Annotated in this window: 19 protein-coding genes; 5 read left to right on the top strand and 14 right to left on the bottom strand. The window is 71.9% G+C overall.

Annotation, left to right across the window (positions count from 1 at the left end):
- Together P2424_RS19785 and P2424_RS19780 are read right to left on the bottom strand one after the other, a co-directional pair.
- Nucleotides 1-2,889, bottom strand: coding sequence for a tetratricopeptide repeat protein (locus tag P2424_RS19785; RefSeq protein WP_276477086.1), 2,889 nt, complete (start codon nucleotides 2,887-2,889; stop codon nucleotides 1-3).
- A gap of 144 nt (nucleotides 2,890-3,033) precedes the next feature.
- Nucleotides 3,034-3,498, bottom strand: coding sequence for a DUF4913 domain-containing protein (locus tag P2424_RS19780; RefSeq protein WP_346660105.1), 465 nt, complete (start codon nucleotides 3,496-3,498; stop codon nucleotides 3,034-3,036).
- Between the two features lie 181 nt (nucleotides 3,499-3,679).
- Here P2424_RS19780 and P2424_RS19775 point away from each other — a divergent pair, with 181 nt between their 5' ends.
- Entirely contained in the window at nucleotides 3,680-5,179 is a 1,500-nt protein-coding gene (locus P2424_RS19775; protein WP_276477085.1) for a hypothetical protein, read from the top strand.
- A gap of 273 nt (nucleotides 5,180-5,452) precedes the next feature.
- Here the strand turns inward: P2424_RS19775 and P2424_RS19770 are convergent, their stop codons facing one another.
- The 8 genes from P2424_RS19770 to P2424_RS19735 form a co-directional block, all read right to left on the bottom strand.
- Nucleotides 5,453-7,531, bottom strand: a complete 2,079-nt coding sequence (locus P2424_RS19770; protein WP_346660104.1) for a TraM recognition domain-containing protein — start codon at nucleotides 7,529-7,531, stop codon at nucleotides 5,453-5,455.
- Nucleotides 7,528-9,015 carry an ATP/GTP-binding protein gene (locus P2424_RS19765; protein WP_276479035.1) on the bottom strand — a complete coding sequence of 496 codons (1,488 nt, stop codon included), beginning with the start codon at nucleotides 9,013-9,015 and terminating at the stop codon, nucleotides 7,528-7,530. Before P2424_RS19765 ends, P2424_RS19770 begins: the two co-directional genes overlap by 4 nt.
- Before the next feature lie 104 nt (nucleotides 9,016-9,119).
- Nucleotides 9,120-10,613 carry an SCO6880 family protein gene (locus P2424_RS19760; protein ID WP_276477084.1) on the bottom strand — a complete coding sequence of 498 codons (1,494 nt, stop codon included), beginning with the start codon at nucleotides 10,611-10,613 and terminating at the stop codon, nucleotides 9,120-9,122.
- A gap of 174 nt (nucleotides 10,614-10,787) precedes the next feature.
- Complete coding sequence (locus tag P2424_RS19755; protein ID WP_276477083.1) at nucleotides 10,788-12,125, bottom strand: hypothetical protein; 1,338 nt, start codon at nucleotides 12,123-12,125, stop codon at nucleotides 10,788-10,790.
- Between the two features lies 1 nt (nucleotide 12,126).
- Entirely contained in the window at nucleotides 12,127-12,954 is an 828-nt protein-coding gene (locus P2424_RS19750) for a hypothetical protein (protein ID WP_276477082.1), read from the bottom strand.
- Between the two features lie 27 nt (nucleotides 12,955-12,981).
- A complete protein-coding gene (locus tag P2424_RS19745) occupies nucleotides 12,982-13,317 on the bottom strand; it encodes a hypothetical protein (RefSeq protein WP_276477081.1) in 336 nt (111 codons plus the stop codon).
- 57 nt (nucleotides 13,318-13,374) lie between these two features.
- Nucleotides 13,375-13,683: a hypothetical protein gene (locus tag P2424_RS19740; protein WP_276477080.1), complete on the bottom strand. Its 309-nt coding sequence runs from the start codon at nucleotides 13,681-13,683 to the stop codon at nucleotides 13,375-13,377.
- A complete protein-coding gene (locus P2424_RS19735; protein WP_276477079.1) occupies nucleotides 13,680-14,636 on the bottom strand; it encodes a DUF6668 family protein in 957 nt (318 codons plus the stop codon). Before P2424_RS19735 ends, P2424_RS19740 begins: the two co-directional genes overlap by 4 nt.
- Before the next feature lie 241 nt (nucleotides 14,637-14,877).
- On the opposite strand from P2424_RS19735, the gene P2424_RS19730 reads away from it, so the two are divergent.
- From P2424_RS19730 to P2424_RS19720, 3 genes are all read left to right on the top strand, one after another.
- Nucleotides 14,878-15,696, top strand: coding sequence for a lytic transglycosylase domain-containing protein (locus tag P2424_RS19730; RefSeq protein WP_276477078.1), 819 nt, complete (start codon nucleotides 14,878-14,880; stop codon nucleotides 15,694-15,696).
- A gap of 5 nt (nucleotides 15,697-15,701) precedes the next feature.
- Nucleotides 15,702-16,685, top strand: coding sequence for a hypothetical protein (locus tag P2424_RS19725; RefSeq protein ID WP_276477077.1), 984 nt, complete (start codon nucleotides 15,702-15,704; stop codon nucleotides 16,683-16,685).
- 444 nt (nucleotides 16,686-17,129) lie between these two features.
- Nucleotides 17,130-17,699, top strand: coding sequence for a sigma-70 family RNA polymerase sigma factor (locus tag P2424_RS19720; protein ID WP_276477076.1), 570 nt, complete (start codon nucleotides 17,130-17,132; stop codon nucleotides 17,697-17,699).
- Nucleotides 17,700-17,883: 184 nt separating this feature from the next.
- Here the strand turns inward: P2424_RS19720 and P2424_RS19715 are convergent, their stop codons facing one another.
- Both P2424_RS19715 and P2424_RS19710 read right to left on the bottom strand, forming a co-directional pair.
- Nucleotides 17,884-18,474: a DUF4232 domain-containing protein gene (locus P2424_RS19715; protein WP_276477075.1), complete on the bottom strand. Its 591-nt coding sequence runs from the start codon at nucleotides 18,472-18,474 to the stop codon at nucleotides 17,884-17,886.
- Between the two features lie 371 nt (nucleotides 18,475-18,845).
- Nucleotides 18,846-20,297, bottom strand: a complete 1,452-nt coding sequence (locus tag P2424_RS19710; protein WP_276477074.1) for an amidase — start codon at nucleotides 20,295-20,297, stop codon at nucleotides 18,846-18,848.
- Between the two features lie 132 nt (nucleotides 20,298-20,429).
- Between P2424_RS19710 and P2424_RS19705 the strand changes: the two genes are divergently transcribed.
- The gene (locus P2424_RS19705) at nucleotides 20,430-21,056 is read left to right on the top strand and encodes a TetR/AcrR family transcriptional regulator (protein ID WP_276477073.1); all 627 of its coding nucleotides are present in this window, start codon (nucleotides 20,430-20,432) and stop codon (nucleotides 21,054-21,056) included.
- A gap of 601 nt (nucleotides 21,057-21,657) precedes the next feature.
- On the opposite strand, the gene P2424_RS19700 is transcribed toward P2424_RS19705, so the two are convergent.
- Nucleotides 21,658-21,828, bottom strand: coding sequence for a hypothetical protein (locus P2424_RS19700; protein ID WP_276477072.1), 171 nt, complete (start codon nucleotides 21,826-21,828; stop codon nucleotides 21,658-21,660).
- A 140-nt stretch (nucleotides 21,829-21,968) separates the two neighbouring features.
- A complete protein-coding gene (locus P2424_RS19695; RefSeq protein ID WP_276477071.1) occupies nucleotides 21,969-24,584 on the bottom strand; it encodes a polysaccharide lyase family 8 super-sandwich domain-containing protein in 2,616 nt (871 codons plus the stop codon).
- Nucleotides 24,585-24,771: the final 187 nt, after the last annotated feature.

Raw genomic sequence — 24,771 nt, 5'->3', positions numbered from 1 at the left:
TCAGCTCTGCGGTGCGCTGTCGGGCTCGCTCTCCAGCGCCCCGAGCTTCTCGCGGATTCCGGCGGCGTCGCGATGATTGAACTCCTCCAGCAGCGCCAGGGCGCGGCTCCAGTGCTCGCGTGCGGCCTCCGGCGCACCGGTGGCCAGATGGACGTCGCCGAGGTGGTCGATGGTCTGCGCCTCGCCCCACCGGTTGCCGACCGCCTGGTGCTTGGCGAGTGCGTGCTGGTAGTGCTCGATGGCCGCCTCGTGGCGCTGGAGGCGGTGATGGACCGTGCCCAGGAAGTCCAGCGAGATACCCTCCACCCAGGTGTTGTCCGTGGCGCGTTGCACCTCCAGCGCCTGCTCCAGGTAGGTGCCCGCCTCGTCGAGCCGGCCGAGCCGCAGATGGGCCTCACCCAGATTGTTCAGGCAGATGCCCTCGCCCCAGCCGTGCCCCAGCGTCTGGTAGGTCTCCAGCGCCTTGTGCAGGTGGGTCAGGGCCTCCTCGATCCGGCCGGCCCGCAGGCAGACGTCGCCGAGGTTGCCGGTGATCCGCGAGGCTCCGCTCTCGTCGCCGAGCAACTGCCAGGCGGCCAGCGCCTGATGATAGTGGTCGATGGCCTCGTCCAGTCTGCCCGCGTTGGTCAGCGCGTTGGCCACCCCGGTGAGCGCTTCTGCGGCGCCCTTCCGGTCCCCGTCCCGGCGCGCCGCCGAGAGGCTCACCCTGTTGCAGGAGAGCCAGTCGTTGGTATGGCTGCGCAGGTAGAAGAAGCCCCACAGGACGGCCGTCAGCCGCCAGGCGACGGCGGAGTGTCCGCCGGTGGCGGCCTGTTTGATCGCCGCTATCAGGTTGGGGCGTTCGGCCGAGCACCACTTCAGCGCCTGGTCGTAGGTGGTGAACCGGGGGGCGACACAGCCTTCGGGCAGCGGCAGCAGCGGAACGCGCGGCCGGTTCGGCGTGATGAACCGGGAGGCCGCGGCGGAGGCGTGCAGATACCAGGAGAGGATCCGCTCGACCGCCTGCTGACTCTCGGGCGCCGCCTCCTCGCAGTCGGCCTGCTCGTGGGCGTAGATCCGCAGCAGGTCGTGGAAGGCGTAGCGACCGGGGAAGTGTTCGGTCAGCAGATGGGCGTGCGTGAGTTCGGTGAGCAGTCCGCGGGTCTCGCGCAGGTCCAGGCCCGCCAGGGCGGCGGTGGCGGGCGCGGAGATGTCCGGGCCGGGCGCGGCCGCCAGCAACTGGAACAGCCGGGCGGCCGGGGCCGACAGCGCGTGGTACGACCACGAGAACACCGCGCGCACGTCGGTGCTGATGTCGCCGCCGGCGAACGCGTCGAGGCTGCCGTGGTTGTCCCGCAGCTCCTCGGCGACCGCGTACAGCGGAAAGCTGGGGTGGGTTGCGGCGCGCGCGGCGACGATGGCCAGCGCCAGGGGAAGCCGCCCGCAGCAGGCGATGATCTCGTCCGCGGCCTCCGGCTCCGCGGCCATCCGGGCCGTACCGATCCGCCGGGCCAGGAAGTCGCGGGCGTCGGCGAGCGGGAGGGGATCCAGGGTCAGCGGATGGGCTCCGTCGTTGGCGATCAGACCGGTGAGCTGGTTGCGGCTGGTGATGACGGCCAGACAGCCGGGGCCGGTGGGCAGCAGGGGCCGCACCTGTTCGGTGTCCCGGGCGTTGTCCAGCAGCAGCAGGACCCGCCGGTCGGCGAGCAGACCGCGGAACAGCGCCGTGCGCCCGTCGGGGCGTTCGGGTATCTGCCCCGGAGGCACGCCCAGCGCGTCGAGGAACCCGTGGGTGGCCTCGTCCGGATGCATCGCCGAGCCGGTCGCGTCGAACCCCCGCAGGTTGACGTAGAGCTGGCCGTCGGGGAACCGGTGGGCGATCTCGTGCGCCCAGTGCACCGCCAGGGTGGTCTTCCCCACCCCCGCCATGCCGCCGATCGCGCTGATCACCACCGCGTTCGGATGCCCGCCGTCGGCGGGCAGCAGGCTGTGGGTCTGGGCCAGTTCGCTCTCCCTGCCGGTGAAGACAGGCAGGTCGGCGGGGAGTTGCGCCGGACATGCCGTGGCCTTCGGCGGCTGGGGGTCCGACGCCGCTGTGCCGTCGGAGGAGCGCGCAGGCGCAGGCGCGCGCAGCGACGGATCGGCGGACAGCATCCGAGTGTGCAGATCCACCAGGGCGGCCCCCGGCTCGACGCCCAGCTCCGAGATGAGCGTCCCGCGGATCTCGCCGTACGCCGCCAGCGCCTCGGCCTGCCGTCCGGACCGGTACAGCGCCAGCATGAGCAGTTCGTAGAGCCGTTCGCGCAGTGGGTTCCCCGCCGTCAGCGCCGAGAGCCTGGCGGCCACTTCCTCATGGCGCCCGAGCTCCAGACCGAGGTCCAGATGGGTCTCGCAGGTGCTCAGCCACTGCTCGTCGAGCCGGTAGCGCTCGGCGACGGCCAGCGGGCCGGGGACTCCGGCAAGCGGTCGGCCGTCCCACAGGTCCAGGGCCGCTCGCAGCAACTCGTCGGCGGCACCCAGGGAACCGCCGGTGCGCAGCTTCCTCGCCTCGGCCACGCGTCGCTCGAACACGCCGAGATCGAAGGCGTCCTGAGCCACCCGGACGAGATAGCCGTCCGCGGCGGAGACGATCACCTGCGGCGCTTGCCCGGGCTTCCGGCCCGGCTCCAGCACCTTGCGCAGCCGCGACACGTAGGTACGCAGCACGGTGACCGCGCCCGACGGCGGTTCCTCGCCCCAGATGGCGTCGACCAACTCGCCCACGGTGGCGGGCCGTCCACGGCGCAGCAGCAGCGTGGCGAACACGGCCCGCTGCTGAGGTGACCCGAGGGCCACCTCCCGCTCCCCGCACCAGGCTCGGACCGGTCCTAATACAGCGACGCGCAGGGAGGTCGTATGGCTCACGTTCACGAGTTCGACTCTACCGAGGCCCAAACGATCCGGAAGTACCGCGTTGCATTTCTCACCGAGAGGTTCCCGCCCGGACTTCGGAACGTGACGTGTTCGAGATCTTACCCGGAGGGACCGGCCGGAGCCGGAGGCGAGGGTGCGCTTTCAGGCAGCGTGCGGTGGCGGAAACAGCGGCTCGACGGGCGGGGGCTGCTTGGCGCGGTGGTCCCCGGGCTTGCAGCCCGCGAACGGGCCCGATGGATCCCGCAGGCTGCTCATCACCGGGCCCAGGAAGTCCCGGTGCCACGACGCGGGACCGGTCATGTCCGCGTCCGGACCGGTCAGTGCGGCCCAGGCCAGCCACAGGCCGTGGAGCTGGGCGACCGCTTCGGGATGTTCCCACCAGCGCGAGCACCAGGGAGCGGTGGAGGTGATCTCCCGGCCGTAGACGGGAAGCAGAACGTGGTGCGTCCACTGGGTCAGCCGCTGGAACTCCATCCGGTACTCCGGCCCGTCCTTGTAGAGGATGAACCGGGGTGTGGCGGGCTTCTCCCCGGTACCGCCCGGCCGACCCACCTCGCTTCCCTCGCCGTCCCTGGCGTGGCTCAAGGTCTCGTCGTCCATGGACATTCCCGGCACTCCTGCTCCTGCGGTCACGGTCGGCTCCGGCAGCGCCTTCGGGAACACCACGTGCCGCGGCCGCGCCCGGTTCACTCGAAGCAGCCGGCTTCTGCCGGACCGCTGAACCGAACGCCGAGCGGATCCGTGATGTCGTCGAGCAGTCAGTGCCGAAGACGCGGAGGACGCCCCCATGCCTGAGCCGACCGGTCCACGCCGTCTCCGGCCCGAGCGGTTGGCGCGGCAGTTGCTCGACGAGGAACTGCGGGCCAGCATGCGGGCCCGGCAGTACGACCCCACCGCGCCTCCCGCCTGGGGGCGGGCACCGGGGCCGGTGCCGGGACCGGCGGTACAGCGTTCGGCGGGCCCACCGCCGCCCCCGGGTTCGGTGGGTCGGGCAGCGGACGACGCGGACGATGTCGCGGACGAACTGCTGCGCGTGCTGCGCGACATCTGGCTCCGCGTGCTGCGCTACCGGCGTGGCCCGGCGCCGGATGCGGGCGGGGGAGGGCCGTACGTCGAACAGCCCCCTCCGACGCAGAACCAGGAGCACTATCAGGCGCCATGGAACGAGGCCCGGCAGTCCCCGTACGAGCAGGGGCATCAGTGGGCCCCCGAGGGCCCCGGCATGCGGCAGCCTCCGGCAGCACAGGGCTTCGCGCAGACGCCCGGATTCCAGCAGCCGCCGGACTTCGCGCAGGGACGCGGCTTCACCCAGACCTCTCCCTTCGCCCGGCCGCCCGGCTTCGCACCGCAGGGGCCCGGCTATCCGGTGCCTCCCCAGGGTTGGGGGACCTCCCCCTCTCCGCAGCAGCACGACGGCCGACGGCGCCTGACGAAGGAGCGGCCGCAGAGCGCCGCCTCGGCCCTCGAGCAGTACGGGAATCTCCGTCCCGAGCAGCAGGCGGCCGTCCGGACGGCGGTCTCGAAGCTCATCGACGACAAGACCCGGTATCAGGTGGCCGCGAGCCGTGATCTGCTGCCCTTCAACGTCTCACTCGCTGAGGCTGCCCGCTCGCAGGCGAGGAACACCGAGGCACCGCGGTCCGGACGGTCCTGGTTCTCCCGGCTCACAGCCCCAAGGAAGGCGCAGCAGGGCGACATCGGTGCCCGTGCGGCCGAGCCGGGCCCGGCTGCGGCCCCGGGGGCTCGTATGGCCGCACCCCCGCGGCTGCCGCAACTGCCGCACCACCCCGGCCAGAACCCGACGGCGCCACCCCGCAATGCTGCTGCCCGGCAGGCGCCGGGCCCCCGCACCGAGAGCGCCGCCGGCCGGGCGGTCCCCCGGACCGTGGCCCCCGACGGGGCGAACACCGCGGTGCGCCGGACGGGGCCGCCCGTACCGCCCAAGCTGCCCATCCCGCCGCCCAAGATTCCGCTGGACGCGCCCGGCCCGAGCACAAGTTCCGCTCCGACCGTTCCGGATTCCCCGTCCGCGGCCGGCCCCGGGAGGACGCCGAGTCCCGCTCCGAGCTCCGTCGGTCCGGCCGTCAGCCCGACCGTGAGTCCGGTGTCGCGAACCGTCTCGCCCAGCTTCAGCCTCGCCGTGGCCAACCAGTCGCTCGCACACCACCATCCCGGTGGCGACGCGCGGGGAACGGGCACCCCGGTCTCCTCGCCATCTTCGCCGTACCGTGCTCCCGCTGTGCAGCAGTCCGGGACACCGAAGCGGAGCCAGTCGCGGGGCCGTTAGGGAGCGACCCGGGCGGGGCTTCACCGTGTGGGTGGCCGGTCGGAGGGGGCAGTCAGCGGGCTGCGGCGGCTCATCTGCCGCCGCCCCGCCCCTTCGGCGAACGTTGCCGCCCCGTGCCGGGGTACTGCCACCGGCCGGATTCGGAGTACCAGGGCGGGCGGCTGGTGCCGGTTCCCGGGTGCTGGGATCGTCGCCGTTGCCGGTGTGCGCACCGCTCCGGCTCCGGCAGGCCGGGGGCGCGACTCCGGCCTGCCGAGGTGCGGCGCCGACAGGTCACGTCGTCGCTTCGCGGGTCCACCTGAACGCGTCGTCGGGCAGGCCGTGGGGCGGGCCGCTGCCCGCGGGCGCCTCCGGCCCGACGAACCCCGTGCTCTCCGTGCGGTCCACGTCCTCGATGCGGGGGTCCTTCTCGAGAAGCACTGCTTCCCCGACGTCCACGTCGTCCTCGGAGCCCACCGGCCCTCCCCAGGGTGAGGGAAGCGGAGGACGGCTGATGTCCGACGGGTACGGATCGTCGTCGTATGTGTTTTCGTCGTCGGTGCTGTGCTCGACCCCGACGCTCGCCTGGGCGGGCGCGGCTCCGCCCGGCCCGCTACCCGCCCAGGCCCGGGCCGCCCGCTGGGTGATCGCCTCGGCCTCGGCCTTGGCCTCGGCGGAGACGGCTCCGGCGCCCGGCTCCTTGAACCAGGGACGCAGTCGGATGAGCGCCGGGCGGATGCCTGTCGCCAGCAGCAGGGCCGTGCCCTTGGGGAGGGCACGGATCTTGTCCGGAGGGAGGATCGGGTCCAAGCGGTAGGAGACCGAGTGGGAGCCGCCCTCTTTGCTGCGCGAGTACGACGCGGTCTTCACGTCCTGCTGGCCGACGAGTTTGGAGACCTTGTCCACGAAGTCGGCGTCGTCGAGACCCGCGCCCAGGAGCTTGACCGTGGCGGCGCTCCACAGCGCGTCCATGCCCGCCTCGCCCCACACCCGGGAGCCCTGCCGGTAACTCTGCAGCAGGGTGACGACGTTGATGCCGCGAGAGCCCAGGTGGCTGTAGAGGTCGGGCAGGTCGGAGATGCGGCAGACGTTGGCGGCCTCGTCCAGCACGGCCGTCATCGGCGGGTCGAGCCGGCCACCCATCCGCTCGGCCGCGATCACTCCGGCGCGCAGGGTGGCGTCCGCGAGTCCGGCGATGACGCCCGCGGCAGAGCCACCGCCGTCCTTGGAGAGCAGGTAGAGGGTGTCGCGGCCCAGCACGTGCTCGTGCGGGCGGAACTCGGGCAGCATCGGGTCGGGCTGCACCCAGGCGGCGATCTCGGGGTCGAGCAGGCAGGCCACACACTGCCGTGCGGTCTCGTAGATGCCGTCCCGGGTCTCGACGGCGCCGCGCACCGTGCCCTGGAGCTGCTCGGCCATGGCGATCATGTCGGCGTCGCGCAGCAGGTCGACGGGGGTGCGGTCGGCGGGGTCGGCGAGCCAGCCGAGCAGGTCGGTGACGGCTGCGCCGCCGCGGGCCGCGGCGAGGAACAGCGCGGTGAGGGTGTTCTGGGCGGCCGAGATCCAGAAGTCCTTCTTGGCGGCGTCGTCGTTGACGGACGCGACGAAGTGCCCGGCCAGCCGTCGGGCGCCCTCGATGGTGTGGCAGTCGGCCAGGATGTTCCACCACATGGCTCGCGGGCTGTGCGCGATGCCCTGCGGGTCGAATGTCCAGACGGTTCCGGTGCGTTCGCGTGCCGCCCGGGTGACCGCGTAGACGTCGGACTTGTTGGAGGTCAGCAGCACCGCGCCGTTGGCACGCAGCACCCTGGGTACCGCGATGCCGGTGGACTTGCCGGCCCGCGGCGCCATCAGGTCCAGTTCCACGTCCTCGAAGGAGGAGCGCAACTCGGGTCCGTCCGGGTCCAGATCGCCGAGCAGGTTGCCGGTCTGGTCCGGGTGCAGTTCGGCTTCGTTCTTGAGCGAGGGCCGCAGTTCCCGGGCGCGTTTCTCGATCCCGGCGGGCAGCATCGCGGCCAGCTCCCGCCGTCCGGCCAGCCCCTTGGTCCGGGACCGCGAGCGGTTGATCAGCCGCCACACGGGGACGACGACCGCGGCCGTGGCCACCCCGAAGACCAGCACGATCCCGCAGTACACGGCGACGGGTGACGCCTGCGGCCACAGCGCTCCGGAGCCTTTGGTGAGCAGTGTGGCCGGCAGCGTGACGGAGAACGCCGGAGCGTGCCAGCCGGCACCGTTGAGCGCGGCCCCGAGCGTGCCGCCGAGCCACACCCCGGCGGATGTCGTCAGGGCGAGCACCATCACGCCCACGATGGCCCAGGGCCACAGGTCCCGGCTGTGCATGGCCCCTGCCGCGCGCGGGCTCGGATTCATGCGATCCTCCTGTCCGATTCCGGAGCCGCCGGTCCGGCCGCCGGATCCGGCGCTGCCGCGGGCCGCTGTTCGACGCCGGTGCCCGGAGCGGGCTGTTCGGCCGGGGCGTCGTTCTGCACCCAGCGGACGTTGGTGTCGTGCAGTCGGCTCTCCGTCTCGGTGATCCCGACCTTGATCGGGAGACCGGGACGGCCGCCCACCTTGATCAGGAAGCGGCCGCGGCCGGGCGGCTCCTCGCGGTCCCCGGTCACGGCCCAGCCCGGGGGCGAGGACCAGGAGGAGACCAGTTCGATCTCCCGCTGGGACAGCCCGACGATCTTGCCCAGCTCCTCCATCTCCGCCCGCGGCAGACCCGCGCAGACGACCATGCCCGCGCGCTCGACGAAGCCACGGGCCTTGGCCCGGTCCGCGTCGGTGCCGAGCGACTCGGCGTCCTTGAGCGTGTGGGTGATCTTGGCGTCGCCCATGCCGAGGGTCCGGTTGAGGCGGGTGAGCGCGTCGATCCGGTCGACGATGCCGGACGCCGCACGCAGCGGCCGCCACAGCTCGTCCAGCACGGTGAAGAACCAGCGCCGGGAGGTGAGCCCCTCGTCGGCCAGCGCGTGGGACGCGGCCACCGATCCGAGCCCGTCCGACCAGGCGGCGAGCATCGCCGCCGCGGTCAACTGGGTGTCGGCCTCACCGATCCGGGAGATGTCGATGCACACCGCGGGGGCGTGCAGATCCACCCGGGTAGAGGTCTCCGAGGCGAAGGTGTCGCCCAGCGGACCGTCGAGGATGCCCAGCAGCGAGCGGTGCAGCGGGTCGACCGCGTCCCGGTAGCGGGCCTCGTCCCCACGGTCCAGCGTCACCGCGCGCACCCGGTCCGGGCCCTCGCTGAGCACCTTCAGCACGTCCGGCAGCAGCGGGGCCTGTCCCGGGCGCGTCCGCTCGCGCAGATGGTGCAGCACGGCCGAGAGGACGGCCTGCTCGTGGTCGTCCATCGGCCGCCCGCGCACGATAATGATCAGCGCGGCGACCATGTTCAGCACCCGGCCGTGCGCCTCGGCCATCAGCGCCTGCCCGGCCTTGCCGCCGATCCGGGCGGCTACGGCACCCATGGCGCCGGGGTCCAGCAGGTTGATGCCGCCGGTGCCCCGGCCGATGGAGATCACCTGACCGCCCAGGGCCCGTACCGTGTCCGCGTAGTCGGGCTTGAGGTCGCCCAGCACCAGCGGTACCACGCCGGTCGCGGACAGGCCGATCAGCATCCGGTTGACCAGTGTCGACTTCCCCAGGCCCGGCATCCCGAGCATGAAGAGCGACGGGTTGGAGATGTAGCGCGCCCGGGTGAACCAGGAGAGCGGGTCGCCGCACACCGTCGCGCCCGTGTGCAGGTGCTGCCCCAGCGGGACGCCCGTCATCGGCGCGCCCGAGCCTGCTGCGAACGGCCACAGCCCGCACGCCTGCACCGTCGTGGCCCGCCACATGGTGGGCGGGTCCATCCCGCCGACCTGCCCGCCGCCGGGCCCCGGCCAGCCGCGGGAGGGTGCTATGGGTTCCCGGCGGGGCGCCTTCTGCTTGGGCCGCTGCCGGCCGCCGCGCGGACTCACAGCGCCTCCCGCAGGTCGCGCGGCACCAGGGTGAGTTCCCACGGCAGGATTCCGGTGGGCAGGGTGCAGCTGAAGGCCGCTGCCTGCATCCGGTCCGCCGGGCGCATCGACAGCCGCGCCGCGCCCTGCAGGTTGCGCATGGTCGCGCTCACGTCGGCCAGGTCCTCCTCGTCGTCGACGGTGGCGGTGAGCATCAGCGAGAACTCCACCAGGCCCGCGCCCGTCGCCTCCTCCTGGGCCGTCTGCTCCGTCGCGCGTACCTCGGTGGCCGCGCGCGCCTGCACCATCCCGCGACCGGAGGTGGCCATGAACTGGGCGGCACGCCGGTCGGCTTCCACGATCCGCGCCGAGGTCGCCGGGTCGATGGGACGGTAGAGCAGTGCCACCCGCTTGCGGCGGGTTCCGGGGGAGGGCTCCAGCAGGCCGCGGAGCACGTTGGCCCGCACGGTGCCGCGCGGGGCCAGGGTGAGCATCCAGGTGCGGGAGACCCCGGAGTCGTGCTGATAGGAGGCGACGTTCTCGACGCAGGCCGAGGGGCCCGCGTCCTCCCAGTCCAGCCCGGTCCCGCCGTGCTGGGCCCGGATGTCGAGGACTTCGCCCGCGACGGCCGGGTCGTAGGCGACCCGTACCACCTCGGCGATCCGCTCGGCCGACAGCGGATAGGCGACGCCGCCGCCCGCGCCGACCAGTCCGGAGAGCAGGCCGGGGATGCGGGTGGCCAGATCGGTGATCAGCTCGTCGTGCTTGAGCTTCTGCCCGGGCGGGAGACCGTAGGTGAGGGTGATGTAGGTGTGCATCTCGGAGGACGCCTGCGGATACGACGAGACGACCTCCTCCATCACGGCCCGCGCGGCGGCCGGGGCGTCGGGAGCGAGCCGGGGCAGCACCTCGTTCGCGAGCCGGGTGCCCGAGTCCGGGGCCGTCTCGACGATGACCGAGGCGCCGCGCAGTCCCGTCTCGTGCGACAACCGGGAGAGCCAGCCGCCCCACGAGGCCACCCAGGTGTCCACCTGGTCCGGGTCCACCAGGGAACCGCCGTCGGGGTCGCAGCCCAGGACGATGGTGTAGAAGTTCCGGCTGCGGTGGAAGAGCACACCGAAGTCCCGGTCGTAGGCGTCCCGGCCCTCGTGCATCTGCATCCGGCCCAGCAGGCCGGGAGGCTGGAAGCGGCCTTCCTGGCGGCGCGACAGCGGCCCCGACACATAGGTCGTGGACCCCTTGGACTTGCGCCGCATCCAACCGATCCGCAGCGCGAGCAACTGGTAGGCGTTACGCCCGTCCTGGGTCCGGATGATCAGCGGTACGAGCACGATGGCCAGCGGCACCAGGATGACGACCGCTGCCGCCAGCGAGATCAGCGACGCCAGCAGGGTGACGATGAGTCCGCCGAAGACCCCCGCGGTACCGAGCATGCCGAAGGGCCCGAGTCCCGGTCGTCTCGGCCTGCGCCAGTTCCCGTACGTCGGGCTCGACGCGGCTTGGGTTGACATGCGTTGCTTCCTTCCGTGTCCCTCTGGATTCCGCCCGGGCCCGCCCGCCGGGCCCGCCGGATTCGGCCGCGCCCCGGGAGTCCTCCGGCGCCGGTGACGTGGCGGGTCCGAAGGTCCGCGGCGGTCCGGGTGCCGCCGGTCCCGGAGGTCCGGCGGCACCCGGCCGGGTGGGCCCTACTTGTTGTGGCCGAGATCGGGGTTGGAGTCGTTCACCGCGCCGGTGAACAGCTGCCCGGTGCCCTTGGCGATGCCCTTGGCGGCCTCGCCGGCCGCCAGCGCGACACCCGCCGCCCCGGCGCCGCGGCTGATGGCCCCGCTCGGGCCCCCGCCGCTTCCGCCGCCGGGTCCACCGCTGCCGCCTCCGCCGGAGCCTCCGCCGCGGGAGTTCCTGCTGCCGGAGGGGCTTGTGCCGTCCCCTCCGCCGGAGCCTCCGCCGCCTCCGCCGCCGGTCTTGGCCAGCGCGGCGGGCCCGGCTCTGCCCCCCGGCCCGGACTGCCCTCCGGATCCGGACTGCCCGCCGGGCCCGGAGGCGCCCGAGGGGCCGGACCGGCTGCTGGAACCGGAGTTGGAGCCGCCGCCACCGCCGCCCCCGCCGGAGAGCCCGGCGGTGGCGATCGACTTCGCGCCGGTGGCGATGCCGCCGCCGGCGGCGGACGCGGCACCGGAGAAGGCGCTGCCACCGCCGAGTGCTGCCGTGGCGGGCACGATCAGCTTCAGCAGCGCGGGCAGGGCGATGGCCGACAGCAACATCACGCAGATACCGGCGATCTTGATGTGGACCTTGTCACTGGAGTCATTCACGGGCGCGTTCCCGGTGAGGAGCTCCGTTCCCGCGAAGATGACGAGACCGGCCGCGGGTTTGTAGAGCAACCAGGCGATCATCCAGCCGATGTGCTTGCGCCACCAGCCGCCGCCCCAGTCGCTCATGGAAGCCGCGGCCGCCAGCGGCAGCGTGCCGAACAGCACGATCATCACCGCGAGCCGGATGTAGAGCAGGATCCCGTGGATGATGGCCGCGATGAGCAGCAGGAAAGCGAGGATCACATACAGGAATGCGGGGATGCCCTTCGAGGAACCGCACGCCATCGACTTCATCTGCGTCTTCATGGCGGTGGTGTACAGATGCGAGGCGAAGCCGTCGCCCACCGCGGCGGCGGCGCCCACGACAGCCGTCCCGCCGCCCGCCACCACGATGAGGCGCAGCATGCCCCGCAGCGCGGTCTGCCCCGCCTCGCCGCGGCGTTCGGCCGCCATCCGGATGCACGCGAAGAGCAATGATCCGATGGCTGTATAGACGACGAGCCAGTGCAACTGGCCCTGGACCGGGTTCGAGGCACTCGGCAGGAAGGTGGGGATGTTCTTCGTCAGCGACTTGAACGCGCCCAGGGCGCCCAGCATGACGAGGTCGCCGATGCCCCGCATGATGGTGCCGACCGGGTCGCCCAGGAACTTGAAGAAGCCCACCAGAGCGTCGAGCAGCGGGTTTCCGGAACCACTGCAGACGTCAGCCATCTCAGGCAGCCCCCCACCTGACGAATCCGCCGCTGCTGACGGTGGATTCCGAAGCGGAGAAGAGAGTGCCGTCGGACTGCGGCTCGACCTTCCAGTCGCCGCCGCTCCACCGCATGGTGACCGTCGTCGCCCCCAGCCCTCCGCCGGCGCCCTTGATGAGCAGCCGGACCTGAACCTTGTCCCGTGTGTACGAGCCGACGAGGAACCCCGAATACACTCCGGCGTCCTCGTCGTCGAGGTTCGGCCGGCCGAGGCCGGAGCGCTGGGAGATGAACGTGTCGCGGCCGTCGCCGGGCACGATCTGCTGCTCCGCGACCGTGCGCCAGTCCTCGGTGCCCATGTGCGTGAGAATCCCGTGTGCCGCCATGACGGCCCCCATGGGCGTGTGGGCGTAGCACCACCACACCGGTCCGTCGAACCGAGTGGGGCCGACCGACGCGGAGGTCGGCACATGCATGCCGTCCAGGTTCTTCCACACCACGTCCTTCGGTGCGGCGGTCGGCCGGGCCTTGCTCAGGCCGCTGCCGGGCTTCTTCTCCGCACCCGGCTCCTCCTTCTTCGTCTGCTGTCCCTCTTCGTCTGCGTCCTTCATGTCCTGGTCCTTGGTGCGGCACCCGTGCGGTCGCTCGCCCGGAGGCAGCGGGTCGTCGCCTTCGGCACCCGGGGAGAGGGGGCCTTTCACCGCCTTGGGCGCGGGTGTTGCGGCGTCAGCTCGGCCGTTGTCCGCCCCCGTGAGGTAGGAGAAGGTCGCCAATACGAGCGCGGTCCCCAGGAACACGGCCGAATAGACCCAACTGCGCTGCTTCCAGAAGGGGGCGTCGTCCGCCACCTCGTTCCGTTCCCGGCCGAGCATCGCTCAGTTGCCGCCGCGGATGAGGAACCCGGCGGCGTCGCCCCCGCCGTCGCCGCTGTCGAAGAGCCAGCTCGCGAAGGGGCCCGCGGCCGCGATGAGGCAGCAGCCGGCCAGCACCATGCCCAGCCTGCTCATGTGTTCGGAGCTCTCACCGCGCTTGAGGGAGATGCCCATCATCGCGCCGGTGATCACGATGCCCAGGACTCCGGCGGCGGTGCCGACCCACGCGGCCATGCCGAGCATCTGGTTGATCTTGCCACCGAGTCCGTCGGGAACTTCCCGCTCCGGCTGCGGAACGCCTGCCTCGGCCAGGTAGTAGTAGACCATCGACATCTTCATGGGGATTCCTTTTGTCTTTGTCTGCTGACAGGGGACGGTCGGGGGGAACCCGACGGATCAGGTGTTGTACGGGCCGAACCACTCGACGATCGGACCGGCGGTGGTGGCGACGACCGAGGCGACGAGCACGATGAAGAGCCCTCGGAAATAGCTCGCGCCCTCGCCCATGTCTCCGCGGCGCAACTGGAGCGAGAGCTGGGTGCCGACGATGATCAGACCGAGTACGCCGGCCACCGAGGCACCCCAGGCGAGCCAGTTGAGCAGCGCGTCCGCGTTCGCGGCTGTCTTGCCGGTCGGGCTGTAGGGCGGCACCGTCTCCGGGTCGAAAGGCGGCTCGTCGTCCAGCAGCCGGGTCAGTACGCTCATCGCTTCTTCTCTCGTCTTCCGGGGCGCTGGGCCGCGCCCCCCGCCAACTCGGCGAGCGCGCGTACGGATTTGGGCAGCGCACCCGAGCGCTTGTCCCCCCGCCACGCCGGAATCCAAGGGACCCGGTGCACGTCGGCCACCGAGCGCAGTACGCGGATCCGCTGCATGAGGTGGAGGGGGAGGCGTCCGGGCGCGTCGGCGACCAGCACCACCGCGAGCAGTTCGACGCCCGCCGGGTGCCGCCCGGAGTGCAGCGCCTCCAGCGCACGGGAGGCCGCCCGCAGCCCCGACGCGTGGGTGCGTGCCACCAGCAGCACCCGCCCGGGCTCGCCCTGCGCCGGATCGGGCAGGCGGCGCTCCAGGTCGCTGCCGCCGGCCAGTTCCGCGAGTGTGCTCGTGCCCGCACCGCCGTGCGCGCCGACCCAACTGACGGCACCGCCGCCGGGGGCCGCGGCACCGGGGACCGCCGCCCGGCCGAGGGCCGGGTGCGGGGTCGCGCGCGGTGCGGGGCGCCGCTCGGCGGGCTCCGGGGCTGTCGGCACCGCGGGTTGCGGCTGCCACTGCGGGGCCGGGGCGGCCACACCCGTCTGACCGGGCTGCGGGCCGGTCCCGGGAGGGTGAGCCGCCCCGGGCACGGGTGCCGGATCGGGCCGGGGCGCCGGCGTGCCAGCCGGTTGCGGCCGGGGGGTGCGCGCAGGGCTCGCCTGGGATGCGGCTGCCGCCGCCGGGTCGGGCTGGGGTGCGGCGGGGCGCACCGGGTCGAGCGGCGCGGTGACCGCCGCGGCCGGATCCGGTGCCGGGGCGGCCGGCGGGGCCGCCTCGGGGTGCGAGGCCGAGGGCTCGGCTCGCTCCGGTGCTGCTTCCTGTTCGGGCTGGGGCGCGGTCGGTCCGCGTACCCACATGTGGGGCCCGGCGGGCGGCTGCCCGGCGGACGCCGGTGGGGGGACGCTCATCGCGTGTCCAGCCTCCTCTCGTGCGACTGATGGCTCCTGCGGGCTGCCGCGGACCTGTGGTGGTCGGAGTGGTGGATGTTGAAGACGAATTGAACTGATTCGTCCTCGTTCCCGTTCCGAAGTGCGAGCGCGTTGTGCTCCGTCGGAGAGCCACAACGGGACTTCGGCAAAAGTGGTTCACCGTTCTTGACAGTCCGGTGGCGATCGGTGGCGGAAGCGGTACGGAGGGAGGAGGCAGCCGGTGAGCGAGAGCGGCGGGGCGTCCGGGAAAGCGGCCATGGTCGGCCTGGCCGGAACGGGCTGCGGCTGCCTGATGCTGCCTCCCGCGGCGGCGGGCATCGTGGTCCTGCTGATCATCTTCGGCGGGCTGGGCGTTCTCTTCGCCCCGATCATCGCGCTCATCCTGCTCTTCGGCGGTGGCGGCAGCGGAGCCGACAACCCCGGGGCGGACGTCGACTCCGACGCGGTGGCCGAGTCGGTGCAGGGCGACGGGAAGGGCGAACTGGACGAGAAGACCGTCCCCGAGGACCTGGCCGACGTCATCCAGGACGCCGGCGGCATCTGCGACGCCATCGGCCCGGTGGTCATCGCGGCCCAGATCGAGCACGAGTCGTCGTTCAACAAGGACATGCTCGGACCGCACGGCGAGAAGGGCATCTCACAGCTCCCGCCGGACAAGTTCGACGAGTTCGGCGAGGACGAGGACGACAACGACGAGACCTCGGCGACCGACCCGGAGGACTCGATCATGGCTCAGGGCCGCTACATGTGCTCGCTCGCCAAGAGCGTCAAGCCGATCGTCGAGAGCGGAAGGGCCCCGGAGGACGAGAGCGTCCTGGACCTGACACTCGCGGCCTACGAAGTGGGACTGGAGGCCGTCCAGGAGGCCGGCGGTGTCCCGGAGAACAGCAAGGCCCAGAGCTACGTCATCACCGTCCGGTCCCTCTTTCCCCGGTTCGAGGGAATCGGCGGCTCGGTCGCGCCCTCCGAGTTCCCCGACTACGACGTGCCGGACGCCTCCGAGTCCCCGTCATCCGACCCCGATCAGAGCGGAGAGTGAGCCGCATGCTCGACACCCCCGACGGCCGGGCGCACGGCCACCGCCCGGAATCGGGCGGCCACACCGCTCCGCCGCTCCTCGAGGGCCGCTTCGAGGCCCTCATCGCCCGCAACGGCAGTGTGGCGCTGAACGGGGACCGCCTGCCGGTGTCGAGTGGGGAAGAAGTGCACGTCGCGGTCCTCGATGCGCTGCACCGCGCAGCCCAGGAACGCGGCGAGCCTGTTGAGGCGACCATTCTCGATCTGCGGGAGGGCGGGTACGCGACCCACATCCTGGTCGCCCCGGACGGATCGAGCCGACTGGTGGAGTCGCAGGCGGAGGCGACCGCGGGGGAGCCGCCCGCGACCGGTCCGGAGCTGTCCGGGGCGCCCGGCCCCGGCGGGCCGGTGGAGCTCACGTCCGAGGCGCCCACGCCACCGGCCGCCGCGACGGATGTGCCCGAGCCGGAGCCCGGCGTGTCCGAGCCGGAGCCCGGTGCAGCCGAACCGGCGGCCGAGTCCGCCGAGTCGGCCGCCGAACCCGCCGGCCCGACGGTTCCCGGTGAGCTGGCCGAGGCGGTGGCCCATATCAACCGGGCCGCGGCGGAAGGCGAGGCGCAGCGCGCGATGGTGCTCGCGTTCCGGCTGCGGGAGCACGCGGTGCGCAGCTACGGCGAGGAGCACCCCTACGCCCTGGAGGCGCGTGATCTGGAGGCGTTCGTGGCCCGCCAGGGCGGCAACTACGGGAAGGCGACGGAGGTCTATCTCGACCTCGCCCGGATCTGCCACCAGCAGGGCGACCACCGTGCCTACGGGTATCTGCGGCGCGCGGTCGGGAACTGGTATCTGCTCGCGGATCCGAAAAAGGTGCTGACGCGCGGTCAGGCGCTGCTCGACGCGTGGTCGCTGCTCGCGGCAGAGGACGGACCGGTGGCGCACGACACGACGCTGCCGCGTCATGTGCGGCTGCGGATGGACGCGTTGGCCGACCCCGCAGGCAGGTCGTCCTGACGGTCCGACGCCCGGTATCCGAGGTCTGACACCTCTTCAGCACCACAGAAGCCGGCGGATCCGGCAGCGACGTAGCTCACACCGGCCGGAGAGGAGGCTGCTGACCAGCAACATCAATATTCGATTGACGGCGAGGGCCGCTCTTGATGGGCGGCCTCGCCGCCGACGTATGTGACCGGCGTCACGCAATCCCTCCGATCTGTCGTGAACTTCTGCCGCAGGGTGAGCATCTAATCCCTCGTAAAGCACGGAAGAAACTTGTTTAGCGGGAAAAGGCTGTCTACGTCCATTTTGTAATGCGCTGTGCGCATTTCACGAAAGGGTGAACGGCCGTCAACGGCATGTGGACCTTCCCTCGCGACTCTCTGCCTCGCGAGGGGACCGCTGCGCGGGTCCCGGGGCCGGTCCGCCGTCGTCGGCGGCATGATGCGAGGGGTTGGAACCGTGAGTTGGATCGTCTTGGGGTCTGAGGGCGCGGCCAGCGCCCAGGAGCGGGCGATGCGCTCGCTCTACGAGCAGCACGCACGGCCGTTACAGGGCTATGTGCTCCAGTTGCTCGGTGGTGACGTGCAGCGGGCCGAGGATGTCGTCCAGGAGACGCTGTTGCGCTGCTGGCGCAATCAGCAACTCGTCGGCTCGGGGCAGGAACTGCGTCCGTGGCTGTTCAAGGTGGCGCGCAATCTCGTCATCGACGACTACCGGCTGCGCCGGGCGCGCCCCAAGGAGGTGGACGGCGCCGCCTGGTTGGAGGACGTGCTCTCCGAGGCCGACGATGTCGACCAAGTGCTCTCCTCGCTGGTCCTGGTGGAGGCGTTCCGGACGTTGTCGCACGCGCATCGCGAGGTGCTGTACGAGACGTACTACACCGGCAGGTCGACCCGTGAGGTCTCCCGTGTGCTCGGCATACCCCCGGGCACGGTGAAGTCGCGTCTCTACCACGCGGTGCGGAAGCTGCGGCTGGCCCTGGACGTTCCCGGACCGGTGGCGGAGAAGCCCGCCGCCTCGGCCAAGTAGCCGCCGGTGGACGGGGTGCCGGGGAGATCCGTCCCCGAGCCCGCCGTGCGGCGCCGGGCGCGGAGCCGGTGCCGCACGGCCGGGCGGGCCCCGGAGGGGGAGCCGCCGAGAGGCGGGCCCTTCCGCACGCCGAGGCGCTGTCCGGTGTGGGACAGCGCCTCGTGCGGGCAGTTCCGGAACGTGCTCAGCCGACGTGTACATCGGTGGCGAGCGCGGTGACCTCCAGTCGGCCGTTGTCCACCCAGGAGGGGAACTTCAGCGTCTTGTGCGTGGTGTTGGCCGGCGGCGTCACCTGGAGGTACGCCGCGTCCCTGGCGTCGGACGTCCCGGTGTTGGCGTGCGTCCAGGAGATCACGGCCGCCACGCTCGCGCCGTCCTTCAGTGCGATGGTCTTCTTGCCGGGGTCCTTCGCGTACCAGGAGTCGCCCCAGTGCACGGATGAGCTCAGCGTCCGGTGGCCGGAGTCCTCCAGGCCGAGGCCAGGGTATCCACGCAGGTTGCAGGTGTGACCGCTGGTGTTCTTCAGCTTGAGGACGACCCCTTCGTGGTTCATCCCGCCGCCGAGCTTCTGCCCGAAGGAAGCGGTCAGCCCCGAGGTGTTGCAAGTGGGTACGCTGCTCGCGGCCTGACCGCCGAGCGCCTGGTTGCCGAGCGCCTGGGCCGCTCCCGCACCGGCGAGGCCGAGTCCCGCGGCGGCTGCGACGGCCAGGCTCGCGGCACCGAACCGCTTCGCCGCCCGTCCGCGTGCCATGCTGCTGCGGCGCTGCTCAGTCATGTCGGGTATTCCCCTCTCAATCGGGGTGCATGTGCGGTTTACGGAAGATGTGATGCGCTCACTCCGCGAAAAGTTCACCGGATGGTTCGACGTGTCATGTGACTCAGGTCACGTCCGCGGTGAAGTCGCCGCAAGCCGCAAGCCGCAAGCCGCAAGCCGCAAGCCGCAAGCCGCAAGCCGCAAGCCGCAAGCCCGGGAGGGTGTGACCGGGAGGCGCGTCAAAGATGCAACGGGATGATTGAAGCCTTGATCGCTCGGATCTACATGTGGCGACGTGCACCAGGGGCGTCCGGCCGCCGCCGGCTCGGCCGGGAGCCGAGGAGGTGGCCTCGAACTGTTCGACATAGGGGCCGTAGTGGGGCGGGCGCTTCTCAGCGGCCCGTGCGATTACCTGCCCACACCGTGGGGATTCGGCCCGACCACGGGCTTGCCTGTTCCAGTTGGCCGGCGAGGCGGAAGAGGCGGCTTTCGAGGCCGTATCCGGTGGCGAACTGCATACCGATCGGAAGCCCCGATTCCGCGTCGGTCGTCAGTGGCGCGGACATGGCGGGCGTGCCCGCCATGTTGAAAGGCATGGTGAACGGAGAGCGGTCGAAGACGGTGTCGATCCAGCCGAGGCCGTCCAGCGTCTGCGCCCTCGCGGTATAGGCGCCCAGGGGCGTGGGAAGCTCCGGCACGGTCGGGGTGAGCACGATGTCGTAGGTGTCGAAGTACCGGGCCAGGCTGCGGGAGACACGGTTTCGGACCGAGAGAGCGGCGACGAACTGGGCGCCGCTGACCCGCTGCCCGTAGTGGTAGCCGGCGAGGGTCGCCGGTTCGAGGGTGGAGGAATCGATGGGCCGGCCGAAGGCGGCAGCCAGTTCGTCGATCGTGGCCGCGAGGTGCGCCGTGAACAGATGGGCGTTGGCCAGGACGTACTCCTCCCAGCCGGCCCCGAGGTCGACCTCGGCCTCCGCCACCTGGTGGCCGAGGGATTCGAGCAGACCCGCGGTACGAGAGAGGGCGTCGGTCACCGGTGCGGTGGTGCGGCGCCCGCCCCATGCCTGGCTGAGGACACCGATCCGCAGTCGGCCCGGGTGGCGGGTGACCTCCTCCGTGTACGGCCGGGACGGCTGCTGGGCGAAGTAGGGATCACCCGGTTCCGGGCCGCTGATCTGGTCGAGCAGGGCCGCACTGTCGCGGACCGTGCGGCTGACGCTGCCGGGCACGGCCAGGCCGCTGAAGAGCTCGTCGAAGTCGGGGCCCATGGAGACCCGGCCGCGGGTGGGCTTCAGCCCGAAGAGGCCGTTGTAGGCGGCGGGGACACGGAGCGAGCCGGCGGCGTCGGTGCCGTGGGCAAGCGGTATGACCCCGGCAGCTACGGCCGCGCCCGCGCCCCCGCTGGATCCGCCCGCGCTCCGCTCCAGGTTCCATGGGTTACGGGTCGCGCCGTACAGCACTGGTTCTGTCGTGATGCTGTAGGCCATCTCCGATGTCGCGGTACGCCCGAACGTCACCAGTCCGGCGCGACGCAAGCGCAGCATGAGGAAGGAGTCGGCGCGTGCGACGTGGCCGGCCGCAAGGCGGCTGCCCAGCTCCATGCGCCGCCCGGCCATGGCCGCTCCGATGTCTTTGATCAGGAAGGGAACCCCGGCCAGCGGTGTGCTGCCGGGCTTGGGCTCGCCGTCGGCCGGCCAGGTCTCCACGACGGCGTTGATCTGCGGATCGACCGCCTGCGTGGCCTCGAGCGCGGCTGCTTGCAGTTCGGCGGTGGTCACCTCCCCTTCGGCCACCAGCTCCGCGAGTCCGACCGCGTCATAGTTCACGTACTCGGCGACTCTCACTTTTACTCCTAGCGGAAAGGGCGATACCGTTGAGTCTCTGACGATACTAAACGGTATCGCATGGAACGAAGTGGTACCGTAGGAGCGATGAGGCAAGAGGCCCCGCACCCGAGCGGACGTCACGGAGCAGCCATGGCATCGACCGCCGGCAGGCCGAGCCGGGTGGCGAAACTGCCGCCCCGCGAGCGCATCCTCGACGCGGCGGAAGAGCTCTTCCAGAGCGAGGGAATCCGGCGGGTGAGCGTCCAGGCGATCGCCGAGAAGGCCGCGACCACCAAAATGGCGATCTACCGGCACTTCGAGACCAAGGACGCGCTGGTCGCGGAGTGGATGCGGATCGTCGCCGCCGACTACCAGGCGGCCTTCGACCGGGTCCAGATGGAATACCCCGGCCGGCCCAGGGAGCAGATCATGGGCTTGGCCCGCTTCATCGCCGAAGGATTGCCGGCCATCTCGCACCGGGGCTGCCCGTTCATCAACTCCCTGGCCGAACTGCCCGACCGCTCTCATCCCGCGCGGCAAGTGATCGAGGAGCACAAGGCCCTCCAGGCCCGCAGGCTGGTGGGCCTGTGCGCCGAGGCCGGGCTGCCCGACCCCGAGCAGGCCGCAGCCGAGATCACCTTCGTACTCGAAGGCGCGCAGGTCAGCACGCAGAACGGAAGCATCGATCGGACGGGGGACCGCCTGATGAGAATCGTCGAGGGGATCGTGGATCGGCACCGCTCCCCTCTTGACGCATCCCCGCCGGCCGTCGGCTGACAGCCTCGAATCCGTGCCCCCGGTACCGAGAGCACGGGGCGGTGCCCCCGGCCGTCCGGTGCGAGCGGGCCGGGGGCACCTGGTGCCCGGAAGGCTCCCGGCCGGGCCAACAGCCGGGTGTGCGCGCTCCGAGGGTCCGCCTTTCTGTGGGGTGGTGTGTCGTCATTCTGTCGTGCTTTTCGGAGAGCGCTCCGCTGAAGCATCCGCCCTTCCGCGTGCTTCAGCGGATTTCTATTCAGTGCGCACGGGGGCAGCGCCCGCAAGGGGAGCGGCGAATAACCCCCCGAGGAGGCGGAGCGGATGCGTCGGGGGCGCATGACCTGGGCAGGGGGCGCATCCCCGCGGTCGTCCTGGGGAGCGGAATGTCCGCCGCCCGCGGCGCGGATTCCGAACGGTGGGGGAAGCCGAACAAAGCAGGAATGCGACCAGCGGATAATCGACCGCCGGGCGCGGCGAAATCCACGAGAAGTGCTGCTGTGCGGCGGTGAAGAAACGTCTCTCTATTTCGTCCCGAGGCGGGATGTGTACGCCGGTGACGTGCCCGGCCGAAGCGAACGGCACTGCCGACCGGAGCCGGGAGGTGCGGCCGACCGGCCGGCCGTCACCGGTCCGGCTCCTCCTCGCGCTCGCCCTCGGCCTGCGAGGGAGTGGTCCGCGGGCAGTCGGGGTGCTCCGCCTTGCGCCGCTCGGCGGGCGAGAGGGAACGCATCTCCGCGAAACCGCTGTCGCGCTCGCCCTCGGCCTGCGAGGGCATCGGGGTCTGGTCACTCATCGAGTCACTCCTCTCACTCGGCACCCGGGCCGCGGCCACCGCGCACGGCCCGCCTGCCCCCGGGTACCCAGCCGGCTTCGGGTGCACCCGGCGCCGTAGGGCGGCGGAACGGTCCTGGCCGGACGGTCCGCCGGGACCGCTCAGCGCAGGGTGACCGTGAAGGTGCGGCCGTAGGCGTGCCGTGTGCGGACGACGAGGAGGGTGCCGCCGCGGACAGGGTGAACATCGACGTCCGGCGCGGGGGAGGCCGGACGCAACCGCCGGCCGGGCAGCAGCAGCGTCAGCCGGTCGCGGTGCATCGTGGGATCGGAGGCGGCGACGGTCACCTCCCGGTGGTGCCGCTGCCCGCGGCGATGCTCCCGGTGGACGAGCACGGAGGCCGGACCGTCGAGGCGCAGCCCGGCGACCTTCTGCGGCCCGCGGGCGAAGCAGTTCACGGCGAGCAGGCCGAGGCCGGAGTGCCGCACCGCCTGGAGGCGGGTGGTGTTGGCGAGCACGGACAGCGGGCTGCCGTGGGTCCCGTACCGGCGCAGCGTGTGCTCGGAGGCGTGCGGCACGAGCGCGTAGGCCAGCGCGCGCGGTGCGGTACCCGCCTCCTGGCGGAAGCCGGCGCGGAAGAGTTGCCGGGTGACGGGGGTGTCCGGGTTCGAGGTGCGGACGACGCGGTGGCTGCGGGTGACGGTCTCGAGTCCGACGGTGACCGGGTGGGGCTCCGCGCCGGGCGAGTCGAGGAACGCGTATCCGACGGCCGTCCGGCGCGTCTCGTCCGCGTACCGCAGCCAGCGCAGCGGTGCGGTGCCCGTGGCGGTCGCCCGCCGGTCGCCGTCCCGGTCCTCCCCGCTGATCCGCAGCACATGCCCGGGAGGTGCGATGCGGGCGTCCACGGTCGTGGTGACCGCGCGTCCGGCCCGGTCACCGACCCCGGCGGCCAGCACCACGATCTCGTCGTCCAGCATGAACCACGACTTGGTGGCGGTCGCGTTCCGGTACACCGTGAAGTCGTCCGGCAGCCGGTCGCGTTCGGCGTAGGCGACGTCGTCGGACTGGACCATCCCGGCGGCTCCGCAGGCGTCCAGCACGGCGCCGCCCGAGTGGCGGGCGGTGCCGCGCGGGAAGTACACGTAGGTGTTCTGCGACTCGGACGAGGGCGTGAAATGCAGCGGGTGGTCCGGGTTGTCGTAGTACGGCTTCCCGTACAGCTCCGGTACGGTCCTGCGGTGCTCCTCCGGGGCGGTGACGCCCGCCAGTTCGGTGGGCGGGACGGTGGTGTAGTAGTCGACTCCGAACGCCTGCCGCTGGTCCTCCCCGGCCAGGTAGAGGTAGTAGGCGCCGTCCCCCTGGAACCAGGGCATCAGGTTCTCGCCGCTCATGTACTCGTACTTGCTGATCCGCTCCGAACTGCGGGCGAGCGCGAACGCGTGGCCGGGGCGGCGGTGCACCGTGCGGTCCATCGCGTCGAAGGCGGTGCAGCGCGCCGCGGGATTCAGGTCCTCGGCCGGTACCGAACCGTCCGCCAGGATGGCGGCGTGGCGCACCACGGTGAGCGGGGAGGCGAAGCGGGCCGGGTCGGGCGGCGCCGCCGACACCGTCTGCAGGTACTTCACATAGCTCTTGAGTGCGGTGGACCGTGCGCCGTCCGCGTACGCCGTCAGATCGGTGACGGCTTCCGCGACAGCGGCGCAGTCGGCGTAGCCGCCGCCGGTGCGGGAGACGGCCCGGCCCTTGACGATCTCCATCATCCAGCCTTCGAAGACGACCGGTGCGAAGCCGTCGGTCACCCATCGGTGGACCACCGGCACCAGTGCCTCGGTGCGCGCGTACCCCGTACCTTCCAGGAACCCGAGGGTCTGCACGGCACGGGCCAGCAATCCCTTTCCGTACGACCCGGTGTAGGCGACGGACGCGTGCTGGATGAACGACCCGTCCGCGTAGTGCCCGTCGGTCACGCCGTGCCGGAGCCGGTAGGGGTCCACTGTCGCGTAGACGGTGAGCTGGTCCTCCAGCGCCTTGCCGATCCGGGCCCCGTCGTCCAGCAGGGCCCCCTGCAGGATGCGGTTGGTGGTGATGTCGGCGAGGTTGGCGCCGGTGTGGAACCGTGAGTCGAGATCGACGTCGCCGTCCTTGCCGTGGCGCAGATAGGCGTCCATGGAGGCGATGTAGCGGCCGAGCAGCCCGGGTTGCTGCGCGGCGGCGTCCTCGGCGAGCAGGACCAGGGTGGCGGTGACGCTGGTGGAGATGCCGATCTCCCAGGTGAACCAGTTGCCGTAATAGCCCTGCGACTGGTCGCCGTAGTAGCGCTCGTGGAGCAGGACGAGGCCCTCCAGCACCCGGCTCCGGGTGGCCGCGTCGTTCGGCGGGCCGCCGGGCGGGACGCCCGGGCTGCGGGAGGCCAGGGCGATCTCGTACAGCTTCCTGAAGGACGTGTTGAGATGGCTGTCGCTGCTGCCGAGCGGCAGGCCGCGGAACAGCTCTCCGTCGCCCGCGGCTGCCATGTCGGCGAGATGGTCGCGCGCCGCCTCGGTGACCGCCGCCAGCTTTGCCGCCGTCTCGGGTCGCGCGTTGGACTCCGCCGTGCCGGCCAGGATCGCGCGCGCGTTGCCCAGCAGCCGTTCGGTTCCCACCTCGGTGCCGCCGTCCGGCGCGCCGTGTGCACCGGGCCGGACGGCGTTGGCGGCGAGTGCTTCCGGTGGTGGGAGCACCGCTGCCAGCCCCGCGGCGGACAGCAGCGAGAGCACATGTCGACGGGGGATCTCCATGGGGCCTCCCTGGGGGAGCCGGAGCGGCGTGGCGCAGGCATCACGCAGTGAAACAGCCGCCGGGTGCCCCGACAACACCTCGCGCATCCCGGATCGGAGCCGGCCCGCGCTGGCGTGGCATGCCAGGAAGCCGGGCCCGCAACGGGCACCCTCGAAGCCGACAGCGGATCACGCCGCATGAAGATGC

The organism is Streptomyces sp. WMMB303 (genome assembly GCF_029351045.1).
In the GTDB taxonomy this organism is placed as follows: Bacteria; Actinomycetota; Actinomycetes; order Streptomycetales; family Streptomycetaceae; genus Streptomyces.
Note: the sequence above shows the minus strand (reverse complement) of the source record. Positions and strands in the feature narration are given on the sequence as shown.